Below are 15,568 nucleotides of genomic sequence, written 5' to 3'. Positions count from 1 at the left end.
GCCGGGGAGCCTACGTACGTCGATGTGGTGCGACGGACGGCGCAACACATTTAGCAAAATAATCATTTAGTGCGAAATCATTCATTAACAATTGCGTAAATTTCTTTAACAGATCTATCATATCGCGATTTCACCAAATGGTTCATTTGAAATCACATCAAGCAATAAACCTGCGTTTATGAAGGTACAAACCTCTTCATTCAAAAATAAAACAGAAAACACCTGTTTCATTTGGTTCATGATGAAGTGGCGGGAGTGGTTAAGGAGATTACATGGCAACTGGCAACGCGCCGCGCGGATTCCCCCGGATCCTGCAGTGGCTTCTCGCCGGACTGATGCTCATCATCGGTCTGGCTATGGGTATTCTTGGGGCAAAACTGGCCCTCGTCGGCGGTACACTGTACTTCGCGCTGATGGGCGTGGTCATGGTCATCGCGGCGGTGTTGATTTTCCGCAACCGCCGCGGCGGTATTCTGTTATACGCCGTGGCGTTTATCGCCTCGGTGATCTGGGCGATTAGTGACGCTGGCTGGAGCTACTGGCCGCTCTTCTCGCGCCTGTTTGCGCTCGGCGTCCTGGCCTTCCTTGCCGCCCTGGTCTGGCCTTTCTTCGCCACCCCACCGGCGAAAAAAGGCCCGGCATATGGCGTCGCCGCCGTTCTCGCCGTGGCGCTGGCGGTGAGCTTTGGCTGGATGTTCAAATCCGAACCACTGGTTAGCGCCACTGAAGCGGTGCCAGTGAAGCCCGTCGCGCCGGGCGAACAGCAGAAAAACTGGGCGCACTGGGGTAACACCACCCACGGCGACCGTTTCGCCGCGCTGGACCAAATCAACAAACAGAACGTCAACCAGTTGCAGGTGGCCTGGGTGGCGCATACTGGCGATATACCGCAGAGCAATGGCTCCGGGGCGGAAGATCAAAACACCCCGCTGCAGATTGGCGATACTCTGTACGTCTGCACCCCTTACAGCAAAGTGCTGGCGCTGGATGTGGACAGCGGAAAAGAGAAATGGCGTTATGACTCCAAATCCTCTTCGCCCAACTGGCAGCGCTGCCGCGGCTTAGGCTATTACGAAGAGAGCCAGGCGCAAACCGCGCCAGCGTCAGGCACGCAGCCTGCCGCCTGTTCCCGTCGTCTGTTCCTGCCGACGATCGACGCCCGCCTGATCGCCATTGATGCCGATACCGGCAAACTGTGCGAAAGCTTCGGCGATGGCGGTATTGTCGACCTCAGCGTCGGCATGGGTGAAGTGAAAGCGGGCTACTATCAGCAGACCTCCACCCCGCTGGTAGCGGGCAATGTGGTAGTGGTGGGCGGTCGCGTCGCGGATAACTACTCCACCGGCGAACCGCCGGGCGTGGTCCGCGCGTTTGACGTCCACACCGGCAAACTGGCGTGGGCGTGGGATCCCGGCAATCCAGCGCTGACCGGTGTTCCGCCGGAAGGCCAGACCTATACGCGCGGTACGCCAAACGTCTGGTCGGCGATGTCCTACGACGCGAAGCTGAATCTGATCTATCTGCCAACCGGCAACGCCACGCCAGATTTCTTTGGCGGCGAACGTACCGCGCTGGACGATAAATACAGCTCCTCTATCGTGGCTGTGGATGCCACCACCGGCCAGGTGCGCTGGCACTTCCAGACCACGCACCACGATCTGTGGGACTTTGACCTGCCGTCTCAGCCGCTGCTGTACGATCTGCCTGACGGCAAGGGTGGTACCACTCCGGTGCTGGTGCAAACCAGCAAGCAGGGCATGATCTTTATGCTCAACCGCGAGACCGGCGAGCCGGTGGCCAAAGTGGAAGAGCGTCCGGTACCGGCGGGCAACGTCAAAGGTGAACGCTACTCTCCGACGCAACCTTACTCGGTAGGGATGCCGATGATCGGCAACCAGACGTTGACCGAATCCGACATGTGGGGAGCGACACCGATCGACCTGCTGCTGTGCCGTATTCAGTTCAAAGAGATGCGCCATCAGGGCGTCTTTACCCCGCCAGGTGAAGACCGTTCCCTGCAGTTCCCGGGCTCGCTCGGCGGCATGAACTGGGGCAGCGTTTCGGTGGATCCGAACAACAGCCTGATGTTCGTCAACGATATGCGTCTGGGTCTCGCAAACTATATGGTGCCGCGCGCGAAGGTGGCGAAAGACGCCAGCGGGATCGAGATGGGCATCGTGCCGATGGAAGGTACGCCGTTTGGCGCCATGCGCGAACGTTTCCTGTCGCCGCTGGGCATTCCGTGCCAGAAACCGCCATTCGGCACCATGTCCGCGGTGGATCTGAAAACCGGGAAACTGGTGTGGCAGGTACCGGTTGGCACCGTAGAAGATACCGGGCCGCTGGGGATCCGGATGCACATGCCCATTCCGATCGGCATGCCGACCCTTGGCGCGTCGCTGTCGACGCAGTCCGGACTGCTGTTCTTCGCCGGTACCCAGGATTTCTACCTGCGCGCCTTTGATACCGCGAACGGGAAAGAGATCTGGAAATCGCGTCTGCCGGTCGGTAGCCAGTCCGGCCCGATGACCTACGTCTCACCGAAAACCGGTAAGCAGTACATTATTATCAATGCTGGCGGCGCCCGTCAGTCACCGGATCGCGGCGATTACATCATCGCCTACGCGCTCCCGGATCATCACTGATCGACCTAAGCAAAAGGGCCCATCCGGGCCCTTTTTTTATCGGTGACGATACGCCATCAGCGTTAGCGATTACTGGTCGCCAAAGTGGATCACGGTGCGAATCGATTTGCCTTCATGCATCAGATCAAAGGCCTCGTTAATCTGCTCCAGCGGCAGGCGATGGGTAATAAACGGGTCGAGGCGAATTTTACCAGCCATGGCGTCCTCCACCATTCCCGGCAGCTGACTGCGCCCTTTCACGCCGCCGAAGGCAGAACCGCGCCACACGCGGCCGGTCACCAGCTGGAACGGACGGGTCTTGATCTCCTGGCCCGCACCGGCTACACCGATGATCACGCTCTCACCCCAGCCTTTATGGCAGCACTCCAGCGCGGCGCGCATCACGTTGACATTGCCGATGCACTCGAAGCTGAAATCCACCCCGCCGTCGGTCAGTTCGACAATCACATCCTGAATCGGCTTATCGTAGTCGTTCGGGTTGATAAAGTCGGTTGCGCCCATCTCTTTGGCGAGGGTGAACTTATCCGGGTTGGTATCGACCGCCAGAATGCGTCCGGCCTGCGCCTGCACCGCGCCCTGGATCACCGCCAGGCCAATGCCGCCCAGACCAAAGACCGCGACGCTATCCCCGGGCTTGACCTTCGCCGTGTTGTGCACTGCGCCGATACCGGTGGTGACACCGCAGCCCAGCAGGCACACTTTATCCAGCGGCGCCTGCGGATTGACTTTCGCCAGCGAGATCTCGGCGCAAACCGTATATTCGCTGAAGGTGCTGGTGCCCATATAGTGATAAATCGGTTCGCCGTTATAGGAGAAACGGGTGGTGCCGTCCGGCATCAACCCTTTGCCCTGGGTGGCGCGCACCGCCTGACAGAGATTGGTTTTACCCGACTTACAGAACTTGCACTCGCCGCATTCGGCGGTATACAGCGGGATCACGTGGTCGCCCGGCTTAAGGCTGGTGACGCCCTCGCCCACTTCCACGACAATCCCGCCGCCTTCATGGCCCAGTACCGCCGGGAAAACACCTTCCGGATCGTCGCCGGAGAGGGTAAAGGCATCGGTGTGGCACACGCCGGTGTGGGTGATTTTCACCAGAACTTCGCCTTTCTTCGGCGGCGCGACGTCAATCTCAACGATTTTTAACGGCTGGCCAGGACCAAAGGCAACTGCTGCGCGTGATTTCATAACTGTCTCTTCCTCGTCGTGATGTTATTTTAAATAGGATCGTAGCAAATGACCGACCTCTGCCATTCTCGCGGCCCGCTGGTCCGGGGTGGTCTCGCCGCTAACCAGCTCGTCCTGCAGGTGGATCTCCACCATTTCGCCCATCAGGCCATTTGCCGCACCGCGAATCGAGGCAATCTGCTGCAGGATTGTCATGCAGGGTTCGCCGGACTCCAGCGCGCGCTCGAGGGCCTCGACCTGGCCGCGGATGCGGCGTACGCGACTGAGCGCCCGTTTTTTATCTTCAGGTGAATGTGGCACGATTACGCCTCCGTATCATATAGGGGGGTATACTATATTTTATTACCCATAAAGGCAAAAAAAACCCCGTCGCGGGACGGGGTCAGGCAAAAAGGGTAACGATCATTTAGCGCTTACGAGGCATCATCCGCAGCAGGGTATTATCTTTCCACCAGTAATGATGGACCAGCGCGGCAAGGGCATGCAGGCCAATGACGAAGTACCCGGCGTTGGCTAACCATTCATGGATCGCCTTCAGGGTATCCACCCGCTCAAAATCGCTCTGTGGGGCATACGGCATGGTCAGGCCAAAGGCGTACCAGGGATTTCCGCGCCAGTACATCATCACCATCCCGATCAGCGGCAAGGCAATAAATAGCAGATAGATAACCAGATGGCCGAGATGAGCAAAACCGGTCATCATCGGCGACGGTTTCGGCACGATCGGCGGCGCTGGCGACTTCAGCCGCACCAGCAAACGCGCCACCATCAGCGCGCAGATGGTGATCCCGCAGGAGACATGAATCATATTAATCAGCGGCCGGTCACTACGGGGAAAAAATCCACGTAGCTCCATTGCCGCATAAGCCACCACCACCAGCAAAAAGACCAACCAGTGAATACCGATCTGCAGTCCCGAATATTTATCGCGCATGGAATTTCCTTAATGGAAAGAGTGATATCGCCAACATAGCGGCCTTCTCTTAAATTTTCATTAACCTTTACGTTGAATTAACAATTGATTACCGCATTGCGCCGATCCGCTCCCGACCCGGGAAGGCGCAGCATGCCCCGACGTGCTGAAGCGAACAGGCAACCGGCAGTCGGTACGCTATTACAAAATTAAACAGTTTTGTCACCTTCCCCTGTCCTGTCCTTCTCTATAGTAGAGAGCATCTGTCGAGCCACGTTGCGCATGGAGATGAGAATGAAGAAAATCGGCTTACCGCTATTGTTGCTGGCGTCGCTGGCTGTCCCGGCTTTCGCTGCGGACTGCCAGCCTAACGGCATTGGCGGATCATTTTGCATAAACGATGATGGCACCACCACCGACACGGTACCGAATGAAGTGAATGGTATGGATACTTACTCAAACAATGGCGGGTATACCAGCTCCCTGCCCGATCAGTCGGGGGCCGATGAACCGCTGGAAGGCTCGACGATGTCGACGCAACAGGATATGGTCGCCAGCAGCGGCCAGGGCGATAGCGCACTGGCTGGCCGCGACTGGCATGCACCGTCCAATCTCAATGATGGCGCCGCCACCTCCAGCATGAGTCTGCTGGATAAACCCTGAGATCGGATGCTAAGCGAGGCTCCAGCCTGCGGCGCCGATAGCGACGGCGAACAGCAGGCAGGCCAGCGCCGTTTTGCGTAACAGCATGGTATAGAATGAAATCGCAACGCCAATAAAGACCACAATCAGAATCGGCCACATGCTTAATAGCAGCAGCAGAAAACCCTCAATATTGTTATGGATTACGCTCTCCACATCCGCATCCTTGCCTCATCGTCGATAAAGTAAGCAGAATTTAATATGTAACATGAATACATTCAAATAAAATATAAATGCAAATGATTATGCACAGCATTCTGCGGCGGACGGAGGCTCGCCTGTCTCGGCGTCCTGGGGGTGCCATCAGGAGCCGCCACGAAAAGAGACGTCAGGATGGTTCCAGGACCACTTAGTGGTACGCTCGTACTCTTGCTGGGATCGCGCTCCCCTTCAGACCTTCATTCGCCGCTGATATCCGACACTACGCGCCGGCGATGGCAGTCGCCTGGTTGCAGTTTATCCCCCTGAGCGGAACGCACATCCAGATACTGAAGCGGCTGACCGTGTTCGTTATCCAGCAGGACAGAATAGGTTTCCCCCTGATCAAACATATAACGCTCTCCCCATTGCCGCATCGCCACAACAATGGGAAACACAGATCTCCCCTTTTCAGTCAGGACGTATTCCTTGTAGGCGCTGCCATCCGATGCCGGTAAAATCGCGAAAATACCGATATCGACCAGGTGCTTCAGCCGCGAGGCAAGGATATTTTTGGCCAGCCCTAGATTCTTTTGAAACTCGCTGAATCGCCGCACATCGTCAAATGCCTCGCGAATAATCATCAGGCACCAGCGTTCTCCAATTGATTCCAGCGTTCTTGCCACCGGACATTCACTGGTTCTGAGTGATTCCTGTTTCGCCATCTGCGTGCTCTCCGTCTATCAGTCTGCTGTTGCCAGCTTAATCTCCCCTCGTAGCAGTTGCAAAAGAAAACCACTATGGCTAGTTTTATAAGCATACTAGTTTTAAAAAGCAACCAGAGTGCAGGCCTCTTATGAAATGCAAGGCAAGTTTGTGTACCGAGCACGAGATCCCGACCGCGTCCGCCCCTGTCACGATGCTGACCGCGGGGATAACGGCGCTGTTTTCATTGACCTGCGCGCTGGCGGTAGCCAACGTTTATTCAGCTCAGCCTTTACTCGACTCGATGGCGGTCAGCCTGAAAGTGTCGCCCGGTATGATTGGCAGCGTCGTCACGGCAACGCAGGCGGGCTATGCCATTGGTTTGCTGTTCCTGGTTCCGCTCGGGGACGGGTTGAACCGTAAATACGTGGTGTTGACTCAGCTGTTGCTGTCAGTGGCGGCGTTAGTCGTGGCAGGGTTATCCCCTAATATCGCGATCCTGCTGGGGGCCATGCTGATCGTCGGGCTGATGGCCGTGGTGGTGCAGTTGATGGTGGCGTGGGTGGCGATACTGGCGACGCCGCAGAAACGAGGCCAGGCGGTAGGTACCCTGACCAGCGGCATTGTTTCAGGCATTCTTTTATCTCGTTTTATATCAGGGGCGATCGCTGATATCGCCGGCTGGCGAGCCGTTTATCTCACGGCTGCCTGTCTGATGTTGTTGATTGCCGGCGTCGTCTGGAAAGTCATGCCTTCGCCCCCGCCGCAGCCGCAAAAGCCCACTTATCTATCCTTACTGAAGTCAGTTTTTCAGCTGTACCTCACTGAACCGCAACTGAGAAAGCGCGGGATCCTGGCGCTACTGATCTTCGCCGCTTTCAGCATGCTGTGGACGACCATGGTCATGCCGCTCACCGCTCTTTCCCTGTCGCACACCCAGACAGGGATGTTTGGCTTAGCCGGCATCGCTGGCGTGCTGGCCGCCTCAAGGGCGGGCAGATGGGCTGACCAGGGATGGGCGCAGCGCACGACCGGCCTGGCGCTGGCGCTGCTGGCGCTCTCCTGGCTACCTATCGCCTGTGCCGAAACTTCTCTGCTCTGGCTGATAGCGGGCGTTATCGCACTGGACTTTGCGGTGCAGGCCGTTCATGTCACCAACCAGAGTCTGATTATTGCCGCCAGGCCTGCAGCGGCAAGCCGCCTGGTTGGGGCTTACATGTGTTTTTATTCGCTGGGAAGCGCGGCAGGTGCTATCGTCGCCACCCAGCTCTATTCTCACTGGGGATGGCAGGCGGTTTGCCTTGCCGGCGCCGCGGTCAGCGCCTGTGCTTTTCTGGTCTGGTCAGGATCGCGTCAATCATGAACGTCGTGCTCGCTGTAAAATGGCGCAGCGAAAAAGAGCGGAAAAGTGACCAGAGAAGCCCCAGCTGTTTGTATCGAATGGATTTTTTCAATGCTTTTAAACAGTTATGTACATGTTGTATAATGACGTGCACTTTAACTAAAAAAAGAGTGCGACCATGATTGATTCTTCATTGCCATTAACCGACATTCACCGCCACCTTGACGGTAACATCCGGGCCCAAACCATCCTCGATCTTGGCCGCGAGTTTAATATTGCCCTTCCCGCTTCCACCCTCGACACGCTGCGTCCCCACGTCCAGGTCACCAGCCTTGAGCCCGATCTGGTCAGTTTTCTTGCCAAGCTCGACTGGGGGGTAAAAGTCCTTGCCTCACTGGAAGCCTGCCGTCGCGTGGCATACGAGAACGTCGAAGACGCCGCGCGCAATGGCCTGCACTACGTTGAGCTGCGCTTCTCTCCCCGCTATATGGCGATGACCCACCAGCTTCCTGTCGACGGCGTAGTAGAGGCGGTGATCGCGGGCGTACGTGAAGGCAGCCGCGATTTTCAGGTCGACGCCCGCCTGATCGGCATTCTGAGCCGCACCTTCGGTGAAGCGGCCTGTCAGGAAGAGCTGGCGGCGCTGCTCGCCCACCGCGAGGGCATCACCGCGCTGGATCTGGCCGGTGATGAGCTGGGCTTCCCGGGCGCGCTGTTCCTCAACCATTTTAATCAGGCCCGCGACGCTGGCTGGCATATTACCGTCCACGCTGGCGAAGCGGCCGGACCGGAAAGTATCTGGCAGGCCATCCGCGAGCTGGGCGCGGAGCGCATCGGTCATGGGGTCAAAGCGGTAGAGGATCCGGCCCTGATGGACTACCTGGCCGAACATCAGATCGGCATTGAATCATGCCTGACCTCGAATGTGCAAACCAGCACCGTGGCTTCGCTGGCCCAGCATCCACTGAAGCAGTTCCTTGAGCACGGCGTGCTGGCGAGCCTCAACACTGACGATCCGGCGGTGCAGGGCGTTGATATCATTCACGAGTACACCGTGGCGGCGCCGGCGGCGGGCCTGAGCCGGGAGCAGATCCGTCAGGCACAGATCAACGGTCTGACCCAGGCGTTTCTGAGCGAACAGGAAAAAGCCGCTCTCATTCAGCGGGTGGCGAAAGGTTGATCACCGGCCCGGCGGCAGCGCTGCCGGGCTCCCCCTCACACCAGGCTGAGCGTGGCGCGATGTCTGGCCGACTCGATACCCAGCTCAATCAACGTCATGATCTGAATCGCCTCGCTGGCCGGGACCGGGTTTTCTCCCTCCCCGTTAAGCGCATCGCGAATGGCGGCATAGTAGGCGGGATAGTTGCCCGGCAGCGTCAGCCATGTCTCCTCGCTTCGTTCGTCGCCTTCGGCGCGGGTCAGAGTACCGTCGCGCATATCATACCCCCAGTCCTCCTGCGGCAGTCGTTCACCGTTTTTTAGCCGTTCCTCCTGAGGATCAAGGCCGAACTTAATATAGCTGGCCCGCGAGCCGTGGACGATAAAGCGCGCGCTCTCCGCCGCAGCGAGCAATGTGCCATGCAGCACCACCCGCCGCTGGGGATAGGCCAGCACGGCATGAAAATAGTCGGTGGATTGCGCGCCGGGGCGAAGTTGAGCGAGATCGACTGTGATACTCACCGGCAGGCCAAAGAGCACCACCGCTTGATCGAGCAGATGTGGCCCCAGATCGTACCAAATGCCACTTCCGGGACCACCCTGCTCACGCCAGCGCTGACGCACCTGGGGGCGGAAGCGATCGAAATGCGACTCAAAGTAACACACTTCCCCCAGCTGACCTTCGTTAATTAACGCCCTGACGGTTAAGAAGTCACTGTCCCAGCGGCGGTTATGAAACACCGACAGCACCCGGCCGCAATGCTTCGCCAGACTCTCCAGCTCGCGTGCTTGTGACAGTGTCACGGTAAAGGGTTTATCCACCACCACATGTTTGCCCGCTTCCAGCGCCGCTTTCGCCAGCGGAAAGTGGGTATCGTTCGGGGTGGCGATGACCACCAGATCAATATCAGGATCGTTGAGCAAGTCTTTTGCCGCACTCACCACCCTGACCCCCGGCCAGTCGGCATGGACTTTGCCGGCCTCGCTGCTGGAGACCCTCGTCAGCGCCATGCCCGGCGTGCCGCCGATCAGCGGCGCGTGAAACGTTTTGCTGGCGTAACCGTAGCCTATCAGCCCTACCCGGATCGCGTCACTCATGTTACCGCCTCACTTATTCAGCTAATGTCAATATCGCGTAGATGAGAATAATCTTACAAACTATGAGCAAAATTTATCATTTGATTCACAGCTGTTTTCCCGCATGCGTGCAAAATCAGACAGATACCCCTTGTGATCTGCTGACCATGGAGTAACATTTCCCACTGTGTTCAAAGGATACTGAAGTGTTATGACGACTGTTTTTACCCGTATTGTAGAACTTATTGGCTGGATTGTTTTTGGGATTTCCGCACTGCTTTTGGTTATCGCCCACCATATTGATAACTACCAGTCGCCACCGCCAGCAGATGTGGTGCAGACAAAGTAGCGCCGCCGTGAAACAGTGACCCGCCTCGCAACTGTGCAACCGGTTTCAGAAACCGGTTGCACAGCTATCCTTGCTTTGATTACACTCCCTCTATCATCAGACTGGGAGCTTTTTCATGGCCGCTTTTCCGCACAATTTTTTATGGGGTGCTGCTACCGCAGCGTATCAGGTTGAAGGTGGGCACGACGCAGACGGTAAAGGACCGTCAATCTGGGACATCTATTCTCACCTGCCGGGTACCACCTTTGAAGGCACCACCGGCGATGTCGCGGTCGACCACTATCACCGTTTTCGCGAAGACGTTGCGTTAATGGCCGAAATGGGCCTGCAAAGTTATCGATTCTCTATCTCCTGGCCCCGGCTGCTGCCCGCCGGGCGCGGCGAAGTGAATGAAGCCGGCGTACAGTTTTACAGCGATCTGATCGACGAACTGCTGGCGCACAATATTGAGCCGATGATCACCCTCTATCACTGGGACCTGCCGCAGGCCCTGCAGGATGAGGGTGGCTGGGAAGCACGCAGTACCGCCGAGGCCTTCGCCGAGTACGCCCGCCTGTGCTATGCGCGCTTTGGTTCACGGGTGAAGCTGTGGGCGACCTTTAACGAAACCATCGTGTTCATTGGCCACGGCTACATTAACGGTCTGCATCCCCCGGCGGTGCGCGATCCGGCGCGTGCCATTCAGGCCTGTCATCACGTGTTTATCGCCCATGCGCTGGCGGTCAAGGCATTCCGCGAGATGAACGTGGCGGGCGAGATTGGCTTCGTCAATGTGCTACAGCCGCATACTCCGCTCACCGACAGTGAGGCGGACAAAAAAGCCACCGAACTGGCTGACGCCATCCACACCCACTGGCTTTACGACCCGGTACTGAAAGGCACCTATCCTGCCGCCCTGCTGGCGCAGACCCAGGCTCAGTGGGGGGTACCGCGCTTTGCCCCGGACGATGACACACTACTGCGCGAGAATCGCTGTGACTTTATCGGGCTGAATTACTATCGCCGGGAAACGGTGTCCGCCCAGCCGCCCAACATCCCCACCGGTGGCGAACCTGGCGTGGAGGGGTTGTTCTATTTCGTGCGTAACCCGCAGAGCACCTATACCGAATGGGGATGGGAAATCTGGCCGCAGGGGCTGACGGACGGCATTATGATGATCAAGGAACGCTATGGCGATATCCCGATCTATATCACCGAAAATGGCCTGGGAGCGAAAGACCCGATAATTGCCGGAGAAGTGGTCGACGATCCGCGAATCGACTACCTGAGCAGCCATATTGGCGCCCTGGAAAAGGCGCTGGCGCTGGGGGCGGATGTGCGCGGCTATTATCCCTGGTCGTTTATCGATCTACTGAGCTGGCTCAACGGGTATCAAAAGCAGTACGGCTTTGTCTATGTCGATCACCAGCAAAATCTGGCACGCAAACGAAAGAAGAGTTTTTATTGGTACAAATCTGTTATTGCCAGTCACGGCGAACAGCGTTAATCTTCTCTTGCGGGCGCCATTCGGCGCCCGGTCTGGTTTTAGAATATTCTTAAACTTCTCCCTGCTCTTCAAGGTCGGCTCTCGCCCCTTGTCATGGGTTTATATAACCTGAATCATTCCACCCGGCCCCATTCAGAAGGCGCCGTTGGTTGAGAGTAGGTTTAGTGAATGCTGATAATATTCAACATAATTATTCCGATTATAAAATGGATACGAAAATGACCGTTCTGGACTATTTATTAAAATTCCGCAAAATCAGTTCGCTCGAAAGTCTTGAAAAACTATTTGATCACCTTAACTACTCCCTGACCGACACCGAAGAGATCGTGAATATGTATCGTGCGGCCGACCACCGCCGGGCAGAGCTGGTCTCCGGTGGTAAATTGTTCGATGTGGGCCAGGTGCCTAAATCCGTTTGGCGATTCGTGCAGTAAGGCTGTCATCCTTCACGCCAGTTGCTTATACTTCCCGGCCTGATTTTCATTACTGGCGTTGAATAGGGGAGTAACATGACGTCTCAATCTGCAGAACGCATTGGCGGATGGCTGCTGGCACCGCTGGCCTGGTTGCTGGTGGCGCTGCTGAGCGCCTCCTTATCGCTGCTGTTTTTTGCTAATGCTCTCATGTCGACGCAGACGTATGCCCTGCTCCGCGCCATGAGCACCGGACATCTGGCGCTGTGGCTCGCTTCGCTGCTGTTTGCCGTCGCCATGTGGTATTACACGCTCTGGCTGACCATCGCGTTCTTTAAGCGGCGCTCGCTGGTCCCTAAGCACTATATTATCTGGCTGCTCATCACCCTGCTGCTGGCGATAAAGGCATTTGCCTTCTCTCCCGTCTCGGATGTCCTTGCTTTGCGCCAGCTGCTGTTTCCACTCTTGGCTGCCGCGCTCCTGGCGCCCTATTTTCGCCGTTCCCAGCGGGTAAAGCGGACCTTTGTTCATCCGTAATAACCCCACACTTAACCTGTTGTCGCCGGTATCGTTTTATTCGATAATAAGCGGCTTTTTTTCGTTTCAGGTCGCATGATGGCTGATTATTTACTGCTCTTTATTGGTACAGTCCTGGTCAATAACTTCGTTCTGGTGAAGTTTCTTGGTCTGTGCCCGTTTATGGGGGTTTCCAAAAAGCTGGAAACCGCAATGGGGATGGGGCTTGCCACCACCTTCGTGATGACGCTGGCCTCTATTTGCGCCTGGCTGATTGATACCTGGATCCTTATCCCCTTAAATCTGGTCTATTTACGCACGCTGGCCTTTATTCTGGTCATCGCCGTGGTGGTTCAGTTCACTGAAATGGTCGTGCGTAAAACCAGCCCGGCGCTCTATCGCCTGCTGGGTATCTTTCTGCCGCTGATCACCACCAACTGTGCCGTACTCGGAGTGGCGCTGCTGAATATTAATCTGGGGCACAATTTCCTGCAGTCCGCGCTGTACGGCTTTGCCGCCGCCGTCGGTTTCTCGCTGGTGATGGTGCTGTTCGCGGCGATCCGCGAACGCCTGGTGGTGGCCGATGTGCCCGCGCCGTTTCGCGGTAATGCCATCGCATTGATTACCGCCGGTTTAATGTCTCTGGCTTTTATGGGCTTTAGTGGTTTGGTGAAGTTGTAATGAGCGCAGTCTGGATAGCCGTGATCGCCATCAGCCTGTTAGGGCTGATTTTCGGCTTAATACTGGGGTATGCCTCCCGCCGTTTTGCGGTGCAGGACGACCCGGTGGTGGAAAAAATTGATGAACTGTTGCCGCAGAGCCAGTGCGGGCAGTGCGGCTACCCCGGCTGTCGTCCCTATGCGGAAGCTGTTGGTGCCCAGGGTGAAAAAATTAACCGCTGTGCGCCGGGTGGCGAAGCCGTAATGTTAAAAATCGCCGCCTTACTGAACGTCGACCCGCAGCCGGTCGATGGCGATGAACAGGAGGCGGAGCCAGTTCGTATGCTCGCGGTAATCGACGAGCCGAACTGCATTGGCTGCACCAAATGCATCCAGGCGTGTCCGGTGGATGCGATTGTCGGGGCAACCCGCGCCATGCATACCGTGATGAACGACCTGTGCACCGGTTGTAATCTGTGCGTTGCCCCCTGCCCGACCCAGTGCATTTCGCTCGTTCCGGTGGCGACCACCCCGGAAACCTGGAAATGGGATCTCCATGCGATCCCGGTGCGCAATATTCCTGTGGAACAACATGTTTAAGTTATTTTCCGCTTTCCGAAAAGATAAAGTCTGGGATTTTAACGGCGGTATTCATCCGCCCGAAATGAAAACCCAGTCTAACGGTACCCCACTGCGCCAGGTGTCCCTGCCGCAGCGCCTTATCATTCCGCTCAAGCAGCATATTGGCGCCGAAGGCGAACTGTGCGTCAAGGTGGGCGATCGGGTGCTGCGCGGCCAGCCGTTGACCCGCGGATGGGGAAGAATGCTGCCCGTACACGCCCCGACCTCCGGTACCGTTACCGCCATCGCCCCGCACACCACCGCTCATCCGTCGGGGCTGGCGGAGATGAGCGTGATCATTGACGCCGACGGCGAAGACCGCTGGATTGAGCGCGATGGCTGGAGTGATTATCAGGTCCGCACGCGCGAAGCGCTTATCGAACGCATTCATCAGTTTGGCGTCGCGGGCCTCGGCGGCGCCGGTTTCCCCACCGGCAGCAAACTGCGCGGCGGCGGCGATAAAATTAAGACGCTGATTATTAACGCCGCCGAATGCGAACCCTATATCACGGCGGACGACCGCCTGATGCAGGACTGCGCCGCGCAGATTGTCGACGGGATCCGCATCCTCGCGCATATTCTGCAGCCTGACGAAGTGCTGATCGGCATTGAAGACAATAAACCGCAGGCCATTTCGATGCTGCGGGCGGTGCTCTGCGACGCCCATGGCATCTCGCTGCGCGTGATCCCCACTAAATACCCCTCCGGTGGGGCCAAGCAGCTTACCCAAATTCTCACCGGCAAGCAGGTGCCTCATGGCGGTCGTTCGTCGGATATTGGCGTGCTGATGCAGAACGTGGGGACGGCCTATGCGATAAAACGCGCGGTGATTGACGGCGAGCCGTTAACGGAGCGCGTGGTCACCCTGACCGGCGAGGCGGTCTCGCGGCCGGGCAACGTCTGGGCGCGCCTTGGTACCCCGGTACGCCATCTGCTTAACGACGCCGGCTTCTGCGCCAGCGCCGAGCCAATGGTGATCATGGGCGGCCCGCTGATGGGCTTTACCCTGCCGGGGCTGGATGTCCCGGTGGTGAAGATCACCAACTGCCTGCTGGCGCCTTCCGCCAGTGAGATGGGCGAGCCGCAGGAAGAGAAAGGCTGCATTCGCTGCAGCGCCTGCGCCGACGCCTGTCCGGCCGATCTGCTGCCGCAGCAGCTGTACTGGTTCAGCAAAGGCCAGCAGCACGATAAAGCCACCGCGCACAATCTGGCGGACTGCATAGAATGCGGCGCCTGCGCGTGGGTTTGCCCAAGCAATATTCCGCTGGTGCAGTACTTCCGTCAGGAGAAAGCGGAGATCAGCGCGATTCGCCAGGAAGAGCAGCGCGCCGCAGAAGCTAAAGCGCGATTCGAAGCCCGACAGGCGCGCCTGGAGCGTGAAAAAGCCGCCCGCGCCGAACGGCATAAAAAAGCTGCCGTTCAGCCTGCCGCCAAAGATCAGGATGCGATTAACGCCGCCCTCGCCCGGGTACGCGACAAACAGCGTGATGCCGCGCAACCGATCGTGATTCAGTCTGGCGCCAAACCGGATAACAGCGAGGCGATCGCTGCACGCGAAGCGCGGAAGGCCGAAGCCCGGGCACGCAAGGCACAGCAGCAGGCCTCGTCGGTGGAAGCCCCGGTCGCCGAGCCGGTCGACCCGCGTAAAGCCGCGGT

At 57.5% G+C, this 15,568-nt stretch carries 17 protein-coding genes; 11 read left to right on the top strand and 6 right to left on the bottom strand.

The genetic code is table 11. The annotated features are described in order from the left end of the window. Nucleotides 1-272 precede the first annotated feature (272 nt). Nucleotides 273-2,645 carry a glucose/quinate/shikimate family membrane-bound PQQ-dependent dehydrogenase gene (locus AS136_RS19395; RefSeq protein ID WP_023322732.1) on the top strand — a complete coding sequence of 791 codons (2,373 nt, stop codon included), beginning with the start codon at nucleotides 273-275 and terminating at the stop codon, nucleotides 2,643-2,645. A gap of 69 nt (nucleotides 2,646-2,714) precedes the next feature. Here the strand turns inward: AS136_RS19395 and AS136_RS19390 are convergent, their stop codons facing one another. From AS136_RS19390 to cybB, 3 genes are all read right to left on the bottom strand, one after another. After that, the gene (locus tag AS136_RS19390; protein WP_008804656.1) at nucleotides 2,715-3,833 is read right to left on the bottom strand and encodes an S-(hydroxymethyl)glutathione dehydrogenase/class III alcohol dehydrogenase; all 1,119 of its coding nucleotides are present in this window, start codon (nucleotides 3,831-3,833) and stop codon (nucleotides 2,715-2,717) included. A gap of 24 nt (nucleotides 3,834-3,857) precedes the next feature. Next, entirely contained in the window at nucleotides 3,858-4,133 is a 276-nt protein-coding gene (locus tag AS136_RS19385) for a metal/formaldehyde-sensitive transcriptional repressor (RefSeq protein ID WP_004101746.1), read from the bottom strand. A 106-nt stretch (nucleotides 4,134-4,239) separates the two neighbouring features. Next, nucleotides 4,240-4,767, bottom strand: a complete 528-nt coding sequence (gene cybB / locus AS136_RS19380; RefSeq protein ID WP_008804655.1) for a cytochrome b561 — start codon at nucleotides 4,765-4,767, stop codon at nucleotides 4,240-4,242. Between the two features lie 273 nt (nucleotides 4,768-5,040). On the opposite strand from cybB, the gene AS136_RS19375 reads away from it, so the two are divergent. Beyond that, nucleotides 5,041-5,409, top strand: coding sequence for a hypothetical protein (locus AS136_RS19375; RefSeq protein ID WP_063266907.1), 369 nt, complete (start codon nucleotides 5,041-5,043; stop codon nucleotides 5,407-5,409). 9 nt (nucleotides 5,410-5,418) lie between these two features. Here the strand turns inward: AS136_RS19375 and AS136_RS19370 are convergent, their stop codons facing one another. After that, nucleotides 5,419-5,604 carry a hypothetical protein gene (locus AS136_RS19370; RefSeq protein WP_008804653.1) on the bottom strand — a complete coding sequence of 62 codons (186 nt, stop codon included), beginning with the start codon at nucleotides 5,602-5,604 and terminating at the stop codon, nucleotides 5,419-5,421. A 242-nt stretch (nucleotides 5,605-5,846) separates the two neighbouring features. Beyond that, nucleotides 5,847-6,311 carry a winged helix-turn-helix transcriptional regulator gene (locus AS136_RS19365; protein ID WP_012968054.1) on the bottom strand — a complete coding sequence of 155 codons (465 nt, stop codon included), beginning with the start codon at nucleotides 6,309-6,311 and terminating at the stop codon, nucleotides 5,847-5,849. Between the two features lie 194 nt (nucleotides 6,312-6,505). Here AS136_RS19365 and AS136_RS19360 point away from each other — a divergent pair, with 194 nt between their 5' ends. Both AS136_RS19360 and add read left to right on the top strand, forming a co-directional pair. Beyond that, entirely contained in the window at nucleotides 6,506-7,654 is a 1,149-nt protein-coding gene (locus AS136_RS19360; protein ID WP_008804651.1) for an MFS transporter, read from the top strand. A gap of 157 nt (nucleotides 7,655-7,811) precedes the next feature. Beyond that, entirely contained in the window at nucleotides 7,812-8,813 is a 1,002-nt protein-coding gene (gene add / locus AS136_RS19355; protein ID WP_012541536.1) for an adenosine deaminase, read from the top strand. A gap of 35 nt (nucleotides 8,814-8,848) precedes the next feature. Here add and AS136_RS19350 read toward each other — a convergent pair whose 3' ends face one another. Beyond that, entirely contained in the window at nucleotides 8,849-9,889 is a 1,041-nt protein-coding gene (locus AS136_RS19350) for an oxidoreductase (protein ID WP_008804649.1), read from the bottom strand. Nucleotides 9,890-10,079: 190 nt separating this feature from the next. On the opposite strand from AS136_RS19350, the gene blr reads away from it, so the two are divergent. The 7 genes from blr to rsxC form a co-directional block, all read left to right on the top strand. Continuing rightward, a complete protein-coding gene (gene blr, locus AS136_RS27150) occupies nucleotides 10,080-10,217 on the top strand; it encodes a division septum protein Blr (protein WP_012541534.1) in 138 nt (45 codons plus the stop codon). A gap of 115 nt (nucleotides 10,218-10,332) precedes the next feature. Continuing rightward, entirely contained in the window at nucleotides 10,333-11,703 is a 1,371-nt protein-coding gene (locus AS136_RS19345) for a GH1 family beta-glucosidase (protein ID WP_032754538.1), read from the top strand. Nucleotides 11,704-11,921: 218 nt separating this feature from the next. Continuing rightward, nucleotides 11,922-12,137, top strand: a complete 216-nt coding sequence (ydgT, locus tag AS136_RS19340) for a transcription modulator YdgT (protein WP_004202843.1) — start codon at nucleotides 11,922-11,924, stop codon at nucleotides 12,135-12,137. 75 nt (nucleotides 12,138-12,212) lie between these two features. Further along, entirely contained in the window at nucleotides 12,213-12,653 is a 441-nt protein-coding gene (locus tag AS136_RS19335; protein WP_008804647.1) for a DUF2569 domain-containing protein, read from the top strand. A gap of 78 nt (nucleotides 12,654-12,731) precedes the next feature. Beyond that, complete coding sequence (rsxA, locus tag AS136_RS19330) at nucleotides 12,732-13,313, top strand: electron transport complex subunit RsxA (protein WP_002907658.1); 582 nt, start codon at nucleotides 12,732-12,734, stop codon at nucleotides 13,311-13,313. Then, the gene (gene rsxB / locus AS136_RS19325) at nucleotides 13,313-13,891 is read left to right on the top strand and encodes an electron transport complex subunit RsxB (RefSeq protein WP_008804646.1); all 579 of its coding nucleotides are present in this window, start codon (nucleotides 13,313-13,315) and stop codon (nucleotides 13,889-13,891) included. Before rsxA ends, rsxB begins: the two co-directional genes overlap by 1 nt. Further along, nucleotides 13,884-15,568: electron transport complex subunit RsxC (rsxC, locus tag AS136_RS19320; protein WP_063266906.1), on the top strand; the 1,685-nt coding region annotated here is incomplete at its 3' end. The genes rsxB and rsxC, both read left to right, overlap by 8 nt.

The sequence above is a fragment of the Klebsiella sp. D5A genome (assembly GCF_001620885.1).
GTDB lineage: Bacteria > Pseudomonadota > Gammaproteobacteria > Enterobacterales > Enterobacteriaceae > Klebsiella > Klebsiella variicola.
Note: the sequence above shows the minus strand (reverse complement) of the source record. Positions and strands in the feature narration are given on the sequence as shown.

Coding starts and splice junctions, on each gene's coding strand:
- AS136_RS19395 (WP_023322732.1), top strand. CDS start 273: ATGGCAACTGGCAACGCGCCGCGCGGATTCCCCCGGATCCTGCAGTGG.
- AS136_RS19390 (WP_008804656.1), bottom strand. CDS start 3,833: ATGAAATCACGCGCAGCAGTTGCCTTTGGTCCTGGCCAGCCGTTAAAA.
- cybB (WP_008804655.1), bottom strand. CDS start 4,767: ATGCGCGATAAATATTCGGGACTGCAGATCGGTATTCACTGGTTGGTC.
- AS136_RS19375 (WP_063266907.1), top strand. CDS start 5,041: ATGAAGAAAATCGGCTTACCGCTATTGTTGCTGGCGTCGCTGGCTGTC.
- AS136_RS19365 (WP_012968054.1), bottom strand. CDS start 6,311: ATGGCGAAACAGGAATCACTCAGAACCAGTGAATGTCCGGTGGCAAGA.
- AS136_RS19360 (WP_008804651.1), top strand. CDS start 6,506: ATGCTGACCGCGGGGATAACGGCGCTGTTTTCATTGACCTGCGCGCTG.
- add (WP_012541536.1), top strand. CDS start 7,812: ATGATTGATTCTTCATTGCCATTAACCGACATTCACCGCCACCTTGAC.
- AS136_RS19350 (WP_008804649.1), bottom strand. CDS start 9,889: ATGAGTGACGCGATCCGGGTAGGGCTGATAGGCTACGGTTACGCCAGC.
- blr (WP_012541534.1), top strand. CDS start 10,080: ATGACGACTGTTTTTACCCGTATTGTAGAACTTATTGGCTGGATTGTT.
- AS136_RS19345 (WP_032754538.1), top strand. CDS start 10,333: ATGGCCGCTTTTCCGCACAATTTTTTATGGGGTGCTGCTACCGCAGCG.
- ydgT (WP_004202843.1), top strand. CDS start 11,922: ATGACCGTTCTGGACTATTTATTAAAATTCCGCAAAATCAGTTCGCTC.
- AS136_RS19335 (WP_008804647.1), top strand. CDS start 12,213: ATGACGTCTCAATCTGCAGAACGCATTGGCGGATGGCTGCTGGCACCG.
- rsxA (WP_002907658.1), top strand. CDS start 12,732: ATGGCTGATTATTTACTGCTCTTTATTGGTACAGTCCTGGTCAATAAC.
- rsxB (WP_008804646.1), top strand. CDS start 13,313: ATGAGCGCAGTCTGGATAGCCGTGATCGCCATCAGCCTGTTAGGGCTG.